Origin of the sequence: Amycolatopsis sp. NPDC049159 (assembly GCF_040648295.1) — a bacterium.
Taxonomy (GTDB): Bacteria; Actinomycetota; Actinomycetes; order Mycobacteriales; family Pseudonocardiaceae; genus Amycolatopsis; species Amycolatopsis pretoriensis_A.
Window position 1 is genome coordinate 151,580 of the sequence record NZ_JBEZDL010000011.1, and the last position, 15,625, is coordinate 167,204.

Genomic DNA, 15,625 nt, shown 5'->3' on the forward strand with positions numbered 1-15,625 from the left:
GTCAGGAGCCGACGCGCTCGATGATCAGTTCCCGGACCCGCTTCGCGTCGGCCTGCCCCTTGGTCGCCTTCATGACCGCGCCGACGATCGCGCCCGCCGCGGCGACCTTGCCGCCGCGGATCTTCTCGGCGACGTCCGGCTGCGCCGCCAGGGCCTCGTCGATCGCCGCGAGCAGGGCCGAGTCGTCCGAAACGACCTTCAGCCCGCGCTTCTCGACGACCTCACGCGGCTCGCCTTCACCGGCGAGCACGCCCTGGACGACCTCCTTGGCGAGCTTGTTCGTCAGCTCACCGGACGAAACCAGCCCGATGACCTCCGCCAGCTGCTTCGGCGTGATCGGCAGGTCGGCCAGCTCGACCTCGCGGCTGTTCGCCTCCTGCGCCAGCGTGTTGACCCACCAGCCGCGCGCCTCGTCCGGCGACGCACCGGCCTCGACGGTGGCCGCGACGAGGTCGACCGCGCCGACGTTCAGCAGGTCACGCAGGGCTTCGTCGGAAAGTGACCATTCCTGCTGGATCCGCTTCCGCCGCTCCGAGGGCATCTCCGGCAGCGTGCCGCGCAGCTCCTCGACCCACTCGCGCGACGGCGCGATCGGGACCAGGTCGGGCTCCGGGAAGTACCGGTAGTCCTCCGCGGTCTCCTTCGTCCGGCCCGCCGACGTCGTGCCGTCGGCCTCCTGGAAGTGCCGCGTCTCCTGCTTGATCGAACCGCCCTCGGCGAGGATGGCCGCCTGCCGGGTCATCTCGTAGCGAACGGCCCGTTCGACGCTCCGCAGCGAGTTGACGTTCTTCGTCTCGGTGCGCGTACCGAATTCGGTCGCGTCCTTCGCCATGAGCGAAACGTTTGCGTCGCACCGCAGCGAGCCCTGGTCCATGCGGACGTCCGACACGTCGAGCGCGCGAAGCAGGTCACGCAACGCGCTCACGTACGCCCGCGCGACCTCGGGAGCCCGCTCACCGGTGCCCTCGATCGGTTTCGTCACGATTTCGATCAGCGGAACGCCGGCCCGGTTGTAGTCGAGCAGCGAGTGCTCGGCACCGTGGATGCGGCCGGTGGCCCCGCCGACGTGCAGCGACTTGCCGGTGTCTTCCTCCATGTGCGCACGCTCGATCTCCACGCGCACGACCTCGCCGTCGTCGAGCGTGACGTCGAGGTAGCCGTTGAAGGCGATCGGCTCGTCGTACTGCGACGTCTGAAAGTTCTTCGGCATGTCCGGGTAGAAGTAGTTCTTCCGGGCGAACCGGCACCACTCGGCGATCTCGCAGTTCAGCGCGAGCCCGATCCGGATCGCGCCCTCGACGGCCTTGCCGTTGACGACCGGCAGCGCGCCGGGCAGGCCCAGGCAGGTCGGGCACACCTTCGTGTTCGGCTCGCCGCCGAACTCGTTGGCGCAGCCGCAGAACATCTTCGTGTTCGTGTTGAGCTCGACGTGCACTTCGAGCCCGAGCACGGGGTTGAAGCGTTCGATGACGTCGGCGTAGTCCATCAGCTCGGCCACGGCAGTCACTTGGTTCCTCCCAGCTCCGGGACCTTGTGGATGAGCGCCCCGCCGGCGGCGGCGTCGCGAGCGGCCTCGTAGGCTGCGCCGACTCGGTAGAGCCGGTCGTCGGCGAGCGCCGGGGCCATGATCTGCAGGCCGACCGGCAGGCCGTCCTCGTCGGACAGCCCGCTCGGCACGCTCATCGCGGCGTTGCCGGCGAGGTTCGACGGGATCGTGCACAGGTCGGCGAGGTACATCGCCATCGGGTCGTCCACGCGCTCGCCGATCTTGAACGCCGTGGTCGGCGTCGTGGGCGAAACGAGGACATCGACCTTTTCGAAGGCGGCCGCGAAGTCACGCGTGATCAGCGTGCGCACCTTCTGCGCCGAGCCGTAGTAGGCGTCGTAGTAGCCGGACGACAACGCGTAGGTGCCCAGCATGATCCGCCGCTTGACCTCGGCGCCGAAGCCCTTCTCACGGGTGAGCGACATGACCTCTTCGGCGCTGTGCGTGCCGTCGTCGGCGACGCGCAGGCCGTAGCGCATGGCGTCGAACCGCGCGAGGTTCGACGAGCACTCGCTCGGCGCGATCAGGTAGTAAGCGGGCAGCGCGTAGACGAAATGCGGACAAGAGACCTCGACGACCTCGGCACCCAGCGCCCGCAACTGTTCGACCGCGGCCTGGAACGACCGCTCCACACCCGGCTGGTAGCCCTCGCCACCGAACTCCTTCACGACGCCGACCTTGACGCCCTTGAGGTCACCGGTCATGCCCTGCCGGGCCGCGGCGACGACCGGCGGCACCGGCGCGTCGATGGAGGTCGCGTCCAGCGGGTCGTGCCCGGCGATGACCTCGTGCAGCAGGGCGGCGTCGAGCACCGTCCGCGCGCAGGGCCCGGCCTGGTCGAGCGATGACGAAAAAGCGACCAGGCCGTAGCGCGACACGCCGCCGTAGGTCGGCTTGACCCCGACCGTGCCGGTCACGGACCCCGGCTGCCGGATCGAGCCACCGGTGTCGGTGCCGATCGCGATGGCCGCTTCGAAGGCCGCGATCGACGCCGACGAGCCACCGCCCGACCCGCCCGGGATGCGGGCGTGGTCCCACGGGTTGTGCGTCGGGCCGTAAGCCGAGTTCTCCGTCGACGACCCCATGGCGAACTCGTCCATGTTGGTCTTGCCGAGGATGACGACGCCGGCCTCGCGCAGCTTGCGCGTCACGGTCGCGTCGTACGGCGGGATCCAGCCTTCGAGCGTTTTCGAACCACAGGTCGTCGGGATGCCCTCGGTGGTGAGGACATCCTTCAGCGCGAGCGGCACGCCGGCCAGCGCCGACGCGGGCGCGTTGCCCCCGGCGATGCCCTCGTCGACGGCCTTGGCCGCGGCGAGCGCACCGTCGGTGTCGACGTGCAGGAACGCGTGGACGTGGTCGTCGACCTCGGCGATCCGGTCCAGGTGGGCCTGCGTGACCTCGACCGCGGACACCTCGCGCGTGTGGATCTTGTCCGCCAGCTCCGCGGCGGTCAGCTTGATGAGCTCGGTCACTGCTCTTCCCCCAGAATCCGCGGAACCCGGAAACGCCCGTCCTCGGCGGCCGGCGCACCGGCCAGCGCCTGCTGCTGCGTGAGCCCGGGACGGACGACGTCCTGCCGGAAGACGTTCGTCAGCGGCACGGCGTGCGACGTCGGCGGCACATCGGCGGCGGCGACCTCGCTCACCTTGGCCACCGAGTCCAGGATCTGGTCGAGCTGGCCGGCGAAGACGTCGATCTCGTCGTCGGTCACGGCCAGCCTGGCCAGCTTCGCGAGGTGCGCGACCTCGTCTCGGGAAATGTTGGGCACGCGGGTGACTCCCGGGTTGTGCTGTGCGGGTTGTCTCGGAAGCTGCAAGTCTATGGTGACGGCGTGGGCGGACTCGACTGGGTTACGCCAGGCGCAGGCCGGGTGCCGTCCGGCGACGCTCGCGTCCCGCCCGCCGGACAGCAGGTCCCGCGAGCCGGGCGGGTCTGTCACAATCGGCGACCGGCATCGAGCGTCCCACGGCAAGGCTGGGACGCCATAGGCGAGAGGGGCGCGTGGTGTCGTTCCTGATCCGGGTCCTCCTTCCGGACAGCCCCGGGACCCTCGGCGCGGTCGCCACGGCGCTCGGCACGGTAGGCGCCGACATCCTCAGCGTGGACGTCGTCGAGCGCGGCACCGGTGTGGCCGTGGACGACTTGGTCGTCGAGCTGCCATCGGGCCGGTTGCCCGACGCGCTGATCACGGCGGCGGAAAGTGTCGAAGGCGTCGAGGTGGACGCGGTCCGGCCCTACGCGGGTGTCCTGGACACCCATCGTGAGCTCGAACTGGTCGAAGAGATCGCCGCCCAGCCGAAGTCGGGGCTGGACATCCTGGCCGAGGGCGTGCCCCGCATCGTGCGCGCGGGCTGGGCGATGATCGTCGAGCACGCCGAAACCGGCGCGGTCCGGCTGGCGTCGTCGAGCGCCGCCCCGGAGACGCCGATCACCGACCTACCCTGGCTCCCGCTGGAGCGCGCGACGGTCCTCGACGGCGAAGAGGCCTGGATCCCGGAGACGTGGAAGGAGCTCGGCACCGAGCTGGCCGCCACGCCGCTCGGCAAGCCGGGCAAGGCACTGCTGGTCGCCCGCCCAGGCGGCCCCGCCTTCCGCGCTGCCGAAGTCGCCCGGCTCGCCCACCTCGCGGGCATCGTCGCGGTCGTCCTCGACGGCTGACCCGCGGAGCGGATCGATCAGGGGACGAGCCCACGCGGGCTCGTCCCTTTTTCGACCAGCCCCAGGTCAAACGTCGATTTCGTAGGCGATCAGGCTGATGTGCGGGAACGGCCGCCAGTCCCGCTCCGGCAGGCGCGCGAACCCGAGCCGCTCGTAGAGCCGATGCGCGCTGCGCATGCCCTCGAGGCTGCTCAGCACGACCCGCGGAACGCCCAGCGCCCGAGCGCGGTCGAGCACGGCCCTGGTCAACGCCTCACCGATGCCCCGTCCCCGTGCCGACGGCGCCACCGCCAGCATCCGGAACTCCAGCTCGCCGGAACGTGAAATTTCGGCGAACCCCGACCCCGGCAGCACGACGGTCACGGTCCCGAGCACATCCCCCACGCCGTCGACGGCGACGAGAACCTCGGCCTGCTCGGCCCGCCGCGCCACGTCACGCAACACGGCGTCGTACCCGACGTCACCGCCCAGGTGACCATCGACGTCGTACGCCCGCACCGTGACCTCGCCCGCCGCGGCGTACTCCTCGGGCCGCGGCGGCCGGATCTCGACGTCACCCATCCGCCTCCCCGGACTCGTCGGTCTTCTCGGCCTCGTCACCGGCCGGCAGCGCCACCTCCTGCGCCGCCTCGGGCCCCCGCTCCAGAAGGACGCGGAAGCCGGCTTCGTCGAGCACCGGCACCTTGAGCTGCACGGCCTTGTCGTACTTCGAACCAGGCGCGTCGCCGACGACGACGAACGCGGTCTTCTTCGAAACCGACCCGGCGGCCTTGCCACCGCGCGCCATGATGACCTCTTTGGCTTCGTCGCGGGAGAAGCCGTCGAGCGAGCCCGTCACCACGATCGACAGCCCTTCGAGGTTGCGCGGGATCGACTCGTCGCGCTCCTCTTCCATCCGCACGCCGGCGCGTCGCCATTTTTCGACGATCTCGCAGTGCCAGCCCACCTCGAACCACTCCCGCGTCGCGCGGGCGATGGTCGGGCCGACGCCGTCGACGTCGGCGAGCTCTTCCTCGGTGGCCTGCTCGATCCGCTCGATCGAGCCGAACTCGCGGGCCAGCGCCTGCGCCGCGGTCGGCCCGACGTGCCGGATCGACAACGCGACCAGCACCTTCCACAGCGGCCGGTCCTTCGCCGCGTCGAGGTTGAGGATCAGCTTTCGCGCGTTTGCCGACAACTCGCCGGCCTTCGTGCGGAACAGCTCCACCTCGGCGAGGCTCTCTTCGTTCAAATCGAAGACATCGCCCTCGTCGGCGACCACGCGCGCGTCGAGCAGGGCGACCGCCGCCTCGTACCCGAGGACCTCGATGTCGAACGCGCCGCGCCCGGCCAGGTGGAAGAGCCGCTCCCGCAGCTGCGCGGGACAGAACCGCGTGTTCGGGCAGCGGATGTCCTTGTCGCCCTCCTTCTGGTAGGCGAGCTCGGTACCGCATTCCGGGCAGTGGGTGGGCATGACGAACTCGCGCTCGTCGCCCGTGCGCGCGTCCACCACCGGCCCGAGGACCTCGGGGATGACATCGCCGGCCTTCCGGATGACGATCCGGTCGCCGATCAGCACGCCCTTGCGCTTGACCTCTTCCGCGTTGTGAAGCGTGGCCCTGGCCACGGTCGACCCGGCGACCTTGACCGGCTCGGTGACCGCGAACGGCGTCACCCGCCCGGTGCGCCCGACGCCGACCTGGATGTCCAGCAGCGTGGTGATGGCCTCTTCCGGCGGGTACTTGTAGGCGATCGCCCACCGCGGTGCGCGCGACGTCGTGCCCAGCCGCCGCTGCAACGTCACCTGGTCGACTTTGATGACGACGCCGTCGATCTCGTGCTCGGCGTCATGCCGGTGCTCGCCCCAGTAGACGATGTGCTCGGTGAGCTCGTCGGCCGTCGACAGGACCTTGCTGTGCGGCGACACCGGCAGCCCCCACGCCGCCAGCGCGTCGTACGCCTCCGACTGGCGCTGGGGCTCGAAGCCCTCGCGCTTGCCGAGCCCGTGGCAGATCAGCCGCAGGCGCCGCTCCCGGGTGATCTTGGGGTCCTTCTGCCGCAGCGAGCCGGCCGCGGTGTTGCGCGGATTCGCGTACGGCGGCTTCCCCGCTTCGACCATCTTCGCGTTCAGCTCGAGGAAGTCCTCGACGCGGAAGTAGACCTCGCCGCGCACCTCGACCAGCGCGGGCACCGGGAACTGGTCGGAGCCGGTCAGCGTCTCCGGTACCTGGTCGAGCGTGCGGACGTTGAGCGTGACGTCCTCGCCGGTCCGGCCGTCACCCCGGGTGAGCGCGCGGGTGAGGTGGCCGTTTTCGTACAAGAGGTTGATCGCCAGGCCGTCGATCTTCAGCTCGGCGAGGAACTCGGTGCGCCCGACCTCCTTCTCGACGCGCTCCACCCAGGCGAGGAACTCGTCCCGGTCGAACACGTTGTCCAGGCTGAGCATGCGCTCGAGGTGGTCGTACGCGGTGAATTCGGTCGAGAAAGTGCCCCCGACCCGCTGGCTCGGCGACTCGGGCGTGACCAGCGCCGGGTGCGCTTCCTCGAGCTGCTGGAGCTCGCCCAGGAGCTCGTCGAACTGCCCGTCGGAGATGATCGGCGAGTCCAGGACGTAGTAGCGGAACTGGTGGTTCCGCAGTTCCTCGGCGAGGGCGCTGTGCCGCTCACGCACATCGGCCGGGACGTCGGTGACGTCCTCGGCGGCGACCGGAGCGTCGACCGCCGCGATCTGGTCCTGGGGGAGTTCGGTGCTGCTCACGGGTGGTGAGCCTAGCCGGGGGCACCGACATTTTCGTCGGGCCCGCTGGCCAGCCCGCGGACCAGTTCACGGAGCTCCAGAAGGGTGATCGCACCGGCCGGCTCGACCTCCGCGGTCTCGACGCGCCGTAGTCGTTCGGCGGCGAGACGTTCACCCAATGTGGCGTCGAGGGGCAGGAAGGTCATAGTCCGCCGCGTGACGTCGTCGAGGTCGGAGAACCCCGGGTGGTAGACGGCGACGTCGACCACGCGCTCGCCCTCGTCCACCTGCGCGACGACCCGGACATCGGCCAGCGCGATCCGGCGCTCGCCGAGGTTCACCGTGACCTCGGTCGGATCGGGCACCGGCGGAACCGAGTCGTGGTACTCCCAGATCGCGTCGTCCGGCGGCCCGGCGGCCCGCCACGCATCGGTGAACGGCCGGATCTCCGGATCCTCCTGACCGGTCACGACCAGGGCGTAGATCGCCTGACGACCACGCTCGAGCGAGAAGTGCAGCCGCGGGTGCAGCGCCTCGACCAGCTGGCAGAGCTCGTGCTCCACCCGGTGCGGCTCACCCTCGCCGAGAGCGGCGCTGACCAGCGGGAGCAGCTCGAACCACCCCTGCCAGAACGCCTCCGCGGCGGCAGCCGGGTCCTCCGGCACGTGCTGCTCGGGCCACGCGGTACGGGGGTCGGGCGGGTCGGCGACGGCGTTCTTGCGGCGAAACAGGCGCATGGTTGCGGACGGTCCTCGTCAGGTCGGCTACCCCCGCCACGCTACTGGCCGGGCGAAGCGGACGTCAGCGGAATCCGTCACCAGCCCTCCGGCGGCTCCACGAAGGCCTTGCCGAGATCGCGCGTAAGCGCGAGGGCCCGGCGCATCCAGTCCGGCGTCGCACCGGCGAGACCGCAGGCGGGTGTGGGAACGGCGCGTTCCGCGAGGACGCTGCGGTTGAAGCCGAGCCGGTCGGCCAGCCGGAACGCGGGCTCGCCGACGTCCTTGAGGCTGATCGGAGACGAAGGTGCCGTGGTGGGGACCGCTCCCATGAACAGCGTCGCCCCGCCGTCCCAGACCTCGCCGATCTCGTCCAGGAAAGCGGCGGACGCACCATCGAGCGCGTTCAGGTCGAAGGCCAGCGCGTCCGCCCCGGCTTCGCGCAGCAGACCGAGCGGCGGCTTGCCGGCGCAACAGTGCAGGATCACCGGTCGGCCGGTGATCCGCCGGGCGCCCTCGATCACGGTGGCGAGCAGGTCACGGGCCTCGGGCTCCGGCACCGCGGAAACGTTCCCGTAGCCGGACGGCGTCGACAGCCCGCCGGCGAGCACGGTCGGCAACGACGGCTCGTCGAACTGGACGACCACCGGCGCTCCCGTCCTGGCCTGCACCTCCGCGACGTGAACTGCGAGTCCGTCCAGCAGGGACGACGTGAAATCTCGTAAGGCACCGTGGTCGGTGAGCACCCGGTGGCCCCTGGGCAGCTCGATCCCGGCACCGAGCGTCCAGGGCCCGGCGAGCTGGACCTTGAAGACCGGCGGGGTGGCCCCGGTCTTCTCGCGCACCTCCTGGACCGCGTCGAGATCCCAGCGAAGCAGGTCGACCGCACGGCGATGCTCGTGACCAGGCCGGGGCGCGACGCGATAGCCGCTCGGGACGACGTCGACGGCCAGGTCGACCAGCAACGCAGCGGTCCGGCCGAGCATGTCCGCCCCGACACCGCGGGCCGGCAGCTCGGGTAGGTGCGGGAAGTCGGGCAGCTCGCCGAACACGACCGCCGCCGCTTCCGCGGGATCGGTACCAGGCATCGAACCGATCGCTGTCGCGGCACCCAGGGGCCAAAGTCGCTCACTCACGACCGCTCATTCTGGTCGACCACCAGCCGACGACACCGACCGGGCCACCTCGCCCGCCGGCGTCGATGCGGACATTCGCCGCATTTCCGTTTACCGCCGCCACAAGCGGGTCCGCGCGGATAGGCTGACCGGCCATGACGAGTACGCCACCGCAGCCGGGCTGGTACCCCGACGCGCGGGACCCCCGTCTGCACCGATGGTGGGACGGCCAGGCCTGGACCGCCAACACCCGGCCCGCTCACCAGGCGCCCCCACCACCGAGCGACTCGACGCCGATCGAGCTGGACATCGAACGCGGCCACGACCCCGGTCGGATCCAGAACCAGGTCGCCCGCGCGACACGCGGCCGCGGCGCGGCGCACAACGGCGGCGGGACCCTGTTCACCGAGCCGGTGCTGGTGGTCAACCAGCGCGCCAAGCTGATCGAGATGGCCAACGAGTTCGGCGTCTTCGACCAGCAAGGCAACCGCCTCGGCGGCGTCGTCGAAGTCGGCCAGAGCACGCTGAAGAAGGCCATCCGGCTCCTGACCAAGTACGACCAGTTCCTGACCCACAAGTTCGAGGTCCGCGACGCCAACCACAGCACCGTGCTGAAGGTGACCCGCCCCGCGAAGGTGTTCAAGTCACGCTTCCTGGTCACACGGGCCGACGAGACCCCGATCGGCGAGATCGTCCAGGAGAACGTCTTCGGTAAGATCCGGTTCGGCTTCGTCGTGGACGGCCGCTCCGTCGGCGGGATCTTCGCCGAAAACTGGCGAGCCTGGAACTTCTCGATCCGCGACCACGCCGGCACCGAAGTCGCCCGGGTGACCAAGACGTGGGGCGGTTTCATCAAGGCCGCCTTCACGACAGCCGACAACTACGTCGTGGAGATCCCCCACCCGCTGCCGGATCCGCTCGCCAGCATGGTCGTCGCCGCAGCCCTCACGATCGACACCGCGCTGAAGCAGGACACCGACTGATCGAGTGACCGGTGTCTCATCTTCTCCAGGTGGACAGCGGGCCCGGCACGGCTCAATGTGAAGAAAGGCCGGGACACCGCAGTCTCGCCGGGACGGGAGGTCACCGTGGAACCGTTGCCGGAAAACAGCGACAGGAACTGGACCGAGCCCGGGATCTACGAGGTCTCGGCCGGTGTCTACCGGATCCCCCTGCCGCTGCCGAACGACGGTCTGCGCGCGGTCAACGTCTACGCGGTCACCGATGGCGAGAAGCTGGTCCTGGTCGACTCGGGCTGGGCGCTGACCGTGGCCCGGCAACAGCTTGCGGACGCCCTCGGCGGCATCGGCGCGGAACTCGGTGACGTAAGCGAATTCCTGGTGACCCACGTGCACCGGGACCACTATTCGCAGGCGGTGGTCCTCCGCCGTGAATTCGGCTCGAAGATCGCCCTCGGCCAGGACGAGGAGCCCTCGCTCAAGGCATCGGGCAATCCCGACCGCCTGCCCATGGAGGCCCAGGTCGACCTCTTGTTCCAGGCCGGGGCAGGCGAAGTCGTCGAAGCGCTCGCCCGGGAATTCGGCACCGACCGGCGCCACACGGAGGCCGATCTCTGGGAAGCGCCCGACGAATGGCTGACACCGGGCCGCCGGCCGATCCTGCCCGGTCGCGACTTCGACGTCGTCGCCACTCCCGGACACACGGCCGGGCACGTGGTCTTCATCGACGACACCGCCGAACTGTTGTTCTCCGGCGACCACGTGCTGCCGCACATCACGCCCTCGATCGGGTTTCAGCCCGTACCCGCCGAGTTGCCGCTCAACGACTTCATCGAATCCCTCCGCCTGGTTCGCGCGATGCCGGACCGCCGGCTGCTGCCCGCGCATGGCCCTGTGTCCGACAGCGTGCACACACGGGTCGACGAACTGCTGGAACATCATCGGCAGCGTCTCGAGACGATGGGCTCGCAGATCGCCGCCGGGGCCACGACCGCCAACGAAGCCGCGCACCGGGTCGGCTGGACCCGCCGGAACCGCAAACTGTCCGAAATGGACTCGTTCAACCAGATGCTCGCGGTGCTGGAAACAGCGGCTCACCTCGACCTGCTGGCATCGCAAGGAAAACTGAACACGCAGATCGTCGACGGCGTTCGGCACTACTCGGTGGCTTGACGATAGCGTAGGGCAGCACCGGGAGTAGCTGCGTCGTAACAGCGTCAGCTGTCGCCTGGCGTCCTGCATACTGGGTGAAATGGATGTCATCAGACGCGCCCGCACCACGGACATCGAGGCGCTCGTGCGCCTGTTCGGTGCACCGGGCGAGCAGCTGACAGCCACACTCCGTGAGCTCATGAACACCCCTCATGTCACGCTGGTCGTGGCCGAGGACGACAACGGCATCGTCGGCACCGCCCAGCTGACGGTGCTTCGAGGGCTCTCGTGGGACGGAGCAGCCCGCGGCCTGCTCGAGGGCATCCGCGCTTCCCGGCGCGGCGTGACGAGCGCACTTCTGTCCTGGGGCATCAACGAGGCCCGCCGACGAAGCTGCACGCGCGTCCATCTGGATTCCGGCCTCACCCGTGGCGATCTACGAGAGTTCTACGCACGCTTCGGTTTCGAGCACAGCTATGAAGGGTTCACCCGCGCGCTGTGATACTGGCGCCGTGACCGAATACGTGATCCGCAAGGCAAGACGTGAGGACATCGGTGCGATCGTGCGCATGCTGGCGGACGACCAGTTAGGTGCTACCCGAGACGATCCCACCGACCTCGATCCCTACATGCGTGCCTTCGATGAAATCGTCAAGGACCCCAACCAATTGCTGGTCGTCGTCACGCACAACGACCAACCGGTCGGGACACTGCAACTGACGATCATTCCCGGACTGGCCCGGCGAGGGGCGCTTCGCGGTCAGATCGAGGCCGTACGGATCCACGCCGACCACCGCGGCTCCGGACTCGGCGCCGACCTCGTGCATTGGGCGATCACCGAGTCACGGCGTCGCGGGTGCGCACTCGTGCAGCTCACGTCGGATACCTCCAGAACCGACGCACATCGCTTCTACGAGCGCCTTGGTTTCACACCGAGCCACACGGGATTCAAACTCAAGCTCTAACCCACCCACCAACCTCGAATCAGTCCACTTCGGACTCTCAGCTGCTCAATTCGCCTCGTGTACGCCCAGACACGGACGTCCACGCACGCGACGATTCCGAATGAATCTTATTACGTCAAGCCGCGAACGGCGCGAACGGACCGTTCGCGCCCTTTCACCACCCTTTCCCGCGAATCTCGATGACTTTCGTTGCGAGCCGTCGTACGGTCGGACTCATGGCACCTTCACAACCAGTCCACAAGCTCGTCCCTGCCACCGACCCCTCGGGCAGTGACGACAGACTCCCCATGATGCTGCGATCGGTCCGATGTGATCCGGAATCGTTGCAGCGTATGAAAGACGACCAAGTCGTCGACCTCATCCGCGACACCGACGCGGAGATCTCCAAGCTGCAAGCTGTTCAGCTGAGAGCGATCGCAAATTTGAGCGTGCGACGGAGACGGGCGCCCAGCGCGGCTTCGGAAGTAGCACTCGCCCTGTCCATAACGGAACACCGCGCCAGAGCCATCGTTTCCGCGGCCAGCGCACTGATCGTCCGGCTTCCCCGCATGTTGAACCTCATGGACGACGGCAGACTCGACCTGTACCGCGCCATGAAGGTCACCGACGCGACGGCCTGGCTGTCCCAAGAACACGTAGGCGCCGTCGACGCGACGCTCGAAGATCGAGTGCAGGGAAGGAACGCCACGCAGGTTCGCCGCGCAGCGACCTACGCGGCCGCGCAAGCCGATCCGGAAGGGGCCGCGCTCCGCACCGAGCAGAAACTGGTCGAGCGGCGATTCGTGCTGCATCACCAGGACACCGGCGTGACCCACCTTTCGGTCAACAACGCACCCACCGAGAAGGCGACCGCCGCCTATGCCCGCATCGATCGGGCCGCTCGGGCATTGAAGACTCCGGAGGAGGCGCGCACCCTCGATCAGCTCCGCGCGGATGTGGCCATGGATTTGCTGCTCAGCGGCACAGGCGGTCCGAGCGAGCGCACCGAGGTCTTCCTCCACATCGACCTGGACACCTACCTCGGCATCAGCGAAACGCCGGCGGCGTTGGCCGGTCGCGGGCCTATCGCCGCCGCGGTGGCCCGCCACATCATCGGCGGACCCGACACGGCACTGCGACGGGTTCTGACCGACCCGCGTACCGGCCAGGCACTCGAACTCTCGCCGACGCGCTATCCCCTCCACCAGGACGAGTTCATCCGGGTCCGGGATCAGGAATGCCGGCAGCCGGGATGCACACGTCCCGCACAGAATTGCGGGGTCGAAGCGACGCGTCCCGAGGGCGGGCCCGAAGGGACGCCGGATCAGCCCGTCACCTACTGCTCACGGCACCGCAACCTGAAGAGGCAGCCCGGCTGGGACTACGAAGTCAGCTCGGACGGCACCGTGAACGTCGCGACGCCGGCGGGGCAGGTGCATTCGACGACACCACCGTCGATCCAGCCGGATCGACGTCGAGGCAACCGAAGCCGGAAGAAAGCTCGAAAGTGATGGGTGGTCAGCGCGTGCCCGAGATCTTCGCGCTGCCCAAAACGAGGTCACCGTCTTCGGAATCCGGCCGGTAGAGAACGACGACCTGGCCCGGAGCGACTCCACGCAGCGGCTCACGCAGGTGCACTGTCATGGTGTCGGAATCCACGTCGGCGACCGCGTCGACGATGCCTCCGTGGGCCCGGACCTGAACCACGCACTCGGTCGGTTCGGTCAGCGGCCTGCCGCTGGGCCAAATCGCCCGATCGGCCTCGATCACATCAACGCCGAGCTCGGCTACCGGGCCGACCTTGACGGAGCCGGACACCGGCTCGAGCGACAGGACGTACCGCGGGCGGCCGTCCGGCGCCGGAGCATCGATCCCCAGGCCCTTGCGCTGGCCGATGGTGAATCCGTGCACTCCGGTGTGCCGGCCGAGGACCGCACCCGTCTCCGCGTCGACGAGCTCACCGGGACGCTGACCCAGACGGTTCTCCAAGAACTTCTTGGTGTCACCGTCCGGGATGAAGCAGATGTCGTGGCTGTCGGGCTTGTTGGCAACGGACAGGCCACGCCGCTCCGCCTCTGCCCGGACATCTGACTTCCAGGAATCGCCGAGGGGAAACATGGCGTGGCTGAGCTGTTCAGCTGTGAGGGAGGCGAGCACGTAGGACTGGTCCTTGCCGCTGTCCGCGCTACGACGCAACTCAGGCACGCCGTCGACGACAGAAAGACGCGCGTAGTGGCCGGTAGCGACAGCGTCGAACCCGAGCGCCATCGCCTTCTCGAGAAGAGCCTCGAACTTGATCTTCTCGTTGCAGGTCACGCATGGGTTGGGAGTGCGTCCGGCGGCGTATTCACCGACAAAGGTCTCGACGACCTCCTCGGTGAAGCGCTCGGCGAAATCCCAGATGTAGAAGGGAATGCCGAGAATATCCGCGGCTCGTCGAGCATCGTGCGAGTCTTCGATCGTGCAGCACCCGCGCGAGCCGGTCCGCAACGTTCCCGGTTTGGCCGACAGCGCCAGGTGCACGCCGACGACGTCATGCCCGGCGTCCACCGCGCGCGCCGCGGCGACCGCCGAGTCCACTCCTCCGCTCATCGCGGCCAAAACCCGCATTGCCTTACACCTCTTGCTTCTGGGTCTGCTTGCGCATTCCGGCGAGACCGGCCTGCCGTGCGCGCAGGACGACTCCACCGATCTCGCCAGCCACTGCCTCGACATCCGCGACAGTGGATGTGTGGCCAAGGGAAAAACGAAGGGAACCACGGGCCGCCGCCGGATCTGCTCCCATGGCGAGCAACACGTGGCTCGGCTGGGCGACGCCTGCAGTGCACGCCGATCCCGTCGAGCATTCAATGCCTTTGGCGTCGAGCAGCATCAGCAGGCTGTCGCCGGCACATCCTGGAAAGGTGAAATGAGCGTGGCTGGGCAGCCTTTCGCCGTCTCCCCCGTTGAGGACGGCGTCAGGTACTTCGCGTTGGACGGCCTCGACGAGTTCGTCACGCAACCCCTCGACGCGCTTGGCGTAGTCAGATCGGGTGGTGACACTGGTTCGGACTGCGGCCGCAAAGCCCACGATCGCCGGCACATCCAAGGTGCCTGAGCGGACGTTGCGTTCCTGACCGCCGCCGTGCAGCAGGGGCGCGCAAGTCACGTCTCGCCCGAGAAGGAGTGCTCCCACACCGAGCGGACCACCGAGCTTATGCCCGGTCAGCGTCAGCGCCGACGCACCGCTGGCGGCGAAATCGACCGGAACAGCGCCGACAGCCTGAACCGCATCAGTGTGGAACGGGATTTCGAACTCGGCGCAAATCGCCGCCAGCTCGGCGATCGGGTTGATCGTGCCGACCTCGTTGTTGGCCCACATCGCGGTGGCAAGGGCCACGGATTCGGGGTCCGCGGCGATGGCAGCGCGGAGGACGTCGGGCGAGACGCGTCCCTGGCTGTCCACGTCGAGCAGGACGACCTCGGCGCCGCAGTGGTCCTCGAGCCATTCGACGGTATCGAGCACTGCGTGGTGCTCCGCGGCACCGCACAAAACCCGACGGCGCTGCTCTCGTTCCTCGCTACGGGCCCAGTAGATGCCCTTGATCGCGAGGTTGTCGCTCTCGGTGCCTCCGCCGGTGAAAATCACCTCGGAGGGACGAGCGCCCAGCGCGTCAGCGATCGTTTCGCGGGCTTCCTCGACCATGCGCCGAGCCCGGCGGCCCGAAGAATGCAGCGCGGAGGCGTTGCCCACGGTGGACAGCGCCTCGGTCATCGCCGCTATGGCTTCGGGCAACATCGGAGTGGTCGCCGCGTGGTCGAGATAGGTCATCGCTC

The 15,625-nt window shown here is 68.8% G+C and carries 15 protein-coding genes; 6 read left to right on the plus strand and 9 right to left on the minus strand.

The window, feature by feature from the left end; translation table 11 throughout:
• Position 1 precedes the first annotated feature (1 nt).
• Genes gatB through gatC form a run of 3 tightly spaced genes read right to left on the minus strand, consistent with a single transcriptional unit; the run spans position 2 to position 3,317 of the window.
• Entirely contained in the window at positions 2-1,507 is a 1,506-nt protein-coding gene (gatB, locus tag AB0B33_RS21565) for an Asp-tRNA(Asn)/Glu-tRNA(Gln) amidotransferase subunit GatB (RefSeq protein ID WP_360774453.1), read from the minus strand.
• Positions 1,504-3,021 (minus strand): Asp-tRNA(Asn)/Glu-tRNA(Gln) amidotransferase subunit GatA, encoded by a 1,518-nt coding sequence (gatA, locus tag AB0B33_RS21570; protein ID WP_360774456.1) that lies wholly within the window; start codon positions 3,019-3,021, stop codon positions 1,504-1,506. The genes gatB and gatA overlap by 4 nt, the downstream gene beginning before the upstream one ends.
• On the minus strand, positions 3,018-3,317 hold the full coding sequence (gene gatC / locus AB0B33_RS21575) for an Asp-tRNA(Asn)/Glu-tRNA(Gln) amidotransferase subunit GatC (RefSeq protein ID WP_247013514.1): 300 nt from the start codon (positions 3,315-3,317) through the stop codon (positions 3,018-3,020). Before gatC ends, gatA begins: the two co-directional genes overlap by 4 nt.
• Before the next feature lie 236 nt (positions 3,318-3,553).
• On the opposite strand from gatC, the gene AB0B33_RS21580 reads away from it, so the two are divergent.
• Entirely contained in the window at positions 3,554-4,207 is a 654-nt protein-coding gene (locus tag AB0B33_RS21580; RefSeq protein ID WP_247013516.1) for an amino acid-binding protein, read from the plus strand.
• Positions 4,208-4,273: 66 nt separating this feature from the next.
• Here AB0B33_RS21580 and AB0B33_RS21585 read toward each other — a convergent pair whose 3' ends face one another.
• The 4 genes from AB0B33_RS21585 to AB0B33_RS21600 form a co-directional block, all read right to left on the minus strand.
• Complete coding sequence (locus AB0B33_RS21585) at positions 4,274-4,768, minus strand: GNAT family N-acetyltransferase (protein ID WP_360774458.1); 495 nt, start codon at positions 4,766-4,768, stop codon at positions 4,274-4,276.
• Positions 4,761-6,944: an NAD-dependent DNA ligase LigA gene (ligA, locus tag AB0B33_RS21590; RefSeq protein ID WP_360774461.1), complete on the minus strand. Its 2,184-nt coding sequence runs from the start codon at positions 6,942-6,944 to the stop codon at positions 4,761-4,763. The genes AB0B33_RS21585 and ligA overlap by 8 nt, the downstream gene beginning before the upstream one ends.
• Before the next feature lie 11 nt (positions 6,945-6,955).
• Positions 6,956-7,660: a hypothetical protein gene (locus tag AB0B33_RS21595; RefSeq protein WP_360774463.1), complete on the minus strand. Its 705-nt coding sequence runs from the start codon at positions 7,658-7,660 to the stop codon at positions 6,956-6,958.
• A 77-nt stretch (positions 7,661-7,737) separates the two neighbouring features.
• Positions 7,738-8,775 (minus strand): methionine synthase, encoded by a 1,038-nt coding sequence (locus AB0B33_RS21600; RefSeq protein WP_360774466.1) that lies wholly within the window; start codon positions 8,773-8,775, stop codon positions 7,738-7,740.
• Between the two features lie 134 nt (positions 8,776-8,909).
• Here AB0B33_RS21600 and AB0B33_RS21605 point away from each other — a divergent pair, with 134 nt between their 5' ends.
• The 5 genes from AB0B33_RS21605 to AB0B33_RS21625 all read left to right on the plus strand — a co-directional run bounded on the left by AB0B33_RS21605 (position 8,910) and on the right by AB0B33_RS21625 (position 13,320).
• Positions 8,910-9,737, plus strand: a complete 828-nt coding sequence (locus AB0B33_RS21605) for a phospholipid scramblase-related protein (RefSeq protein ID WP_360774469.1) — start codon at positions 8,910-8,912, stop codon at positions 9,735-9,737.
• 105 nt (positions 9,738-9,842) lie between these two features.
• Positions 9,843-10,886, plus strand: coding sequence for an MBL fold metallo-hydrolase (locus tag AB0B33_RS21610; protein ID WP_360774471.1), 1,044 nt, complete (start codon positions 9,843-9,845; stop codon positions 10,884-10,886).
• Positions 10,887-10,965: 79 nt separating this feature from the next.
• Positions 10,966-11,367 (plus strand): GNAT family N-acetyltransferase, encoded by a 402-nt coding sequence (locus AB0B33_RS21615; protein ID WP_360774474.1) that lies wholly within the window; start codon positions 10,966-10,968, stop codon positions 11,365-11,367.
• A gap of 10 nt (positions 11,368-11,377) precedes the next feature.
• Positions 11,378-11,830: a GNAT family N-acetyltransferase gene (locus AB0B33_RS21620; protein ID WP_360774477.1), complete on the plus strand. Its 453-nt coding sequence runs from the start codon at positions 11,378-11,380 to the stop codon at positions 11,828-11,830.
• A 332-nt stretch (positions 11,831-12,162) separates the two neighbouring features.
• Positions 12,163-13,320 carry a DUF222 domain-containing protein gene (locus tag AB0B33_RS21625; RefSeq protein WP_247013552.1) on the plus strand — a complete coding sequence of 386 codons (1,158 nt, stop codon included), beginning with the start codon at positions 12,163-12,165 and terminating at the stop codon, positions 13,318-13,320.
• A gap of 7 nt (positions 13,321-13,327) precedes the next feature.
• Here the strand turns inward: AB0B33_RS21625 and mnmA are convergent, their stop codons facing one another.
• Entirely contained in the window at positions 13,328-14,419 is a 1,092-nt protein-coding gene (mnmA, locus tag AB0B33_RS21630; protein ID WP_247013554.1) for a tRNA 2-thiouridine(34) synthase MnmA, read from the minus strand.
• A gap of 4 nt (positions 14,420-14,423) precedes the next feature.
• Positions 14,424-15,620, minus strand: coding sequence for a cysteine desulfurase family protein (locus tag AB0B33_RS21635; RefSeq protein ID WP_360774482.1), 1,197 nt, complete (start codon positions 15,618-15,620; stop codon positions 14,424-14,426).
• Positions 15,621-15,625: the final 5 nt, after the last annotated feature.

Bases quoted from the DNA above. Each gene is read 5' to 3' on its own strand.
- AB0B33_RS21615 (WP_360774474.1), top strand. From the start codon at position 10,966: ATGGATGTCATCAGACGCGCCCGCACCACGGACATCGAGGCGCTCGTG.
- mnmA (WP_247013554.1), bottom strand. From the start codon at position 14,419: ATGCGGGTTTTGGCCGCGATGAGCGGAGGAGTGGACTCGGCGGTCGCC.
- AB0B33_RS21585 (WP_360774458.1), bottom strand. From the start codon at position 4,768: ATGGGTGACGTCGAGATCCGGCCGCCGCGGCCCGAGGAGTACGCCGCG.
- AB0B33_RS21605 (WP_360774469.1), top strand. From the start codon at position 8,910: ATGACGAGTACGCCACCGCAGCCGGGCTGGTACCCCGACGCGCGGGAC.
- AB0B33_RS21625 (WP_247013552.1), top strand. From the start codon at position 12,163: ATGAAAGACGACCAAGTCGTCGACCTCATCCGCGACACCGACGCGGAG.
- AB0B33_RS21595 (WP_360774463.1), bottom strand. From the start codon at position 7,660: ATGCGCCTGTTTCGCCGCAAGAACGCCGTCGCCGACCCGCCCGACCCC.
- AB0B33_RS21635 (WP_360774482.1), bottom strand. From the start codon at position 15,620: ATGACCTATCTCGACCACGCGGCGACCACTCCGATGTTGCCCGAAGCC.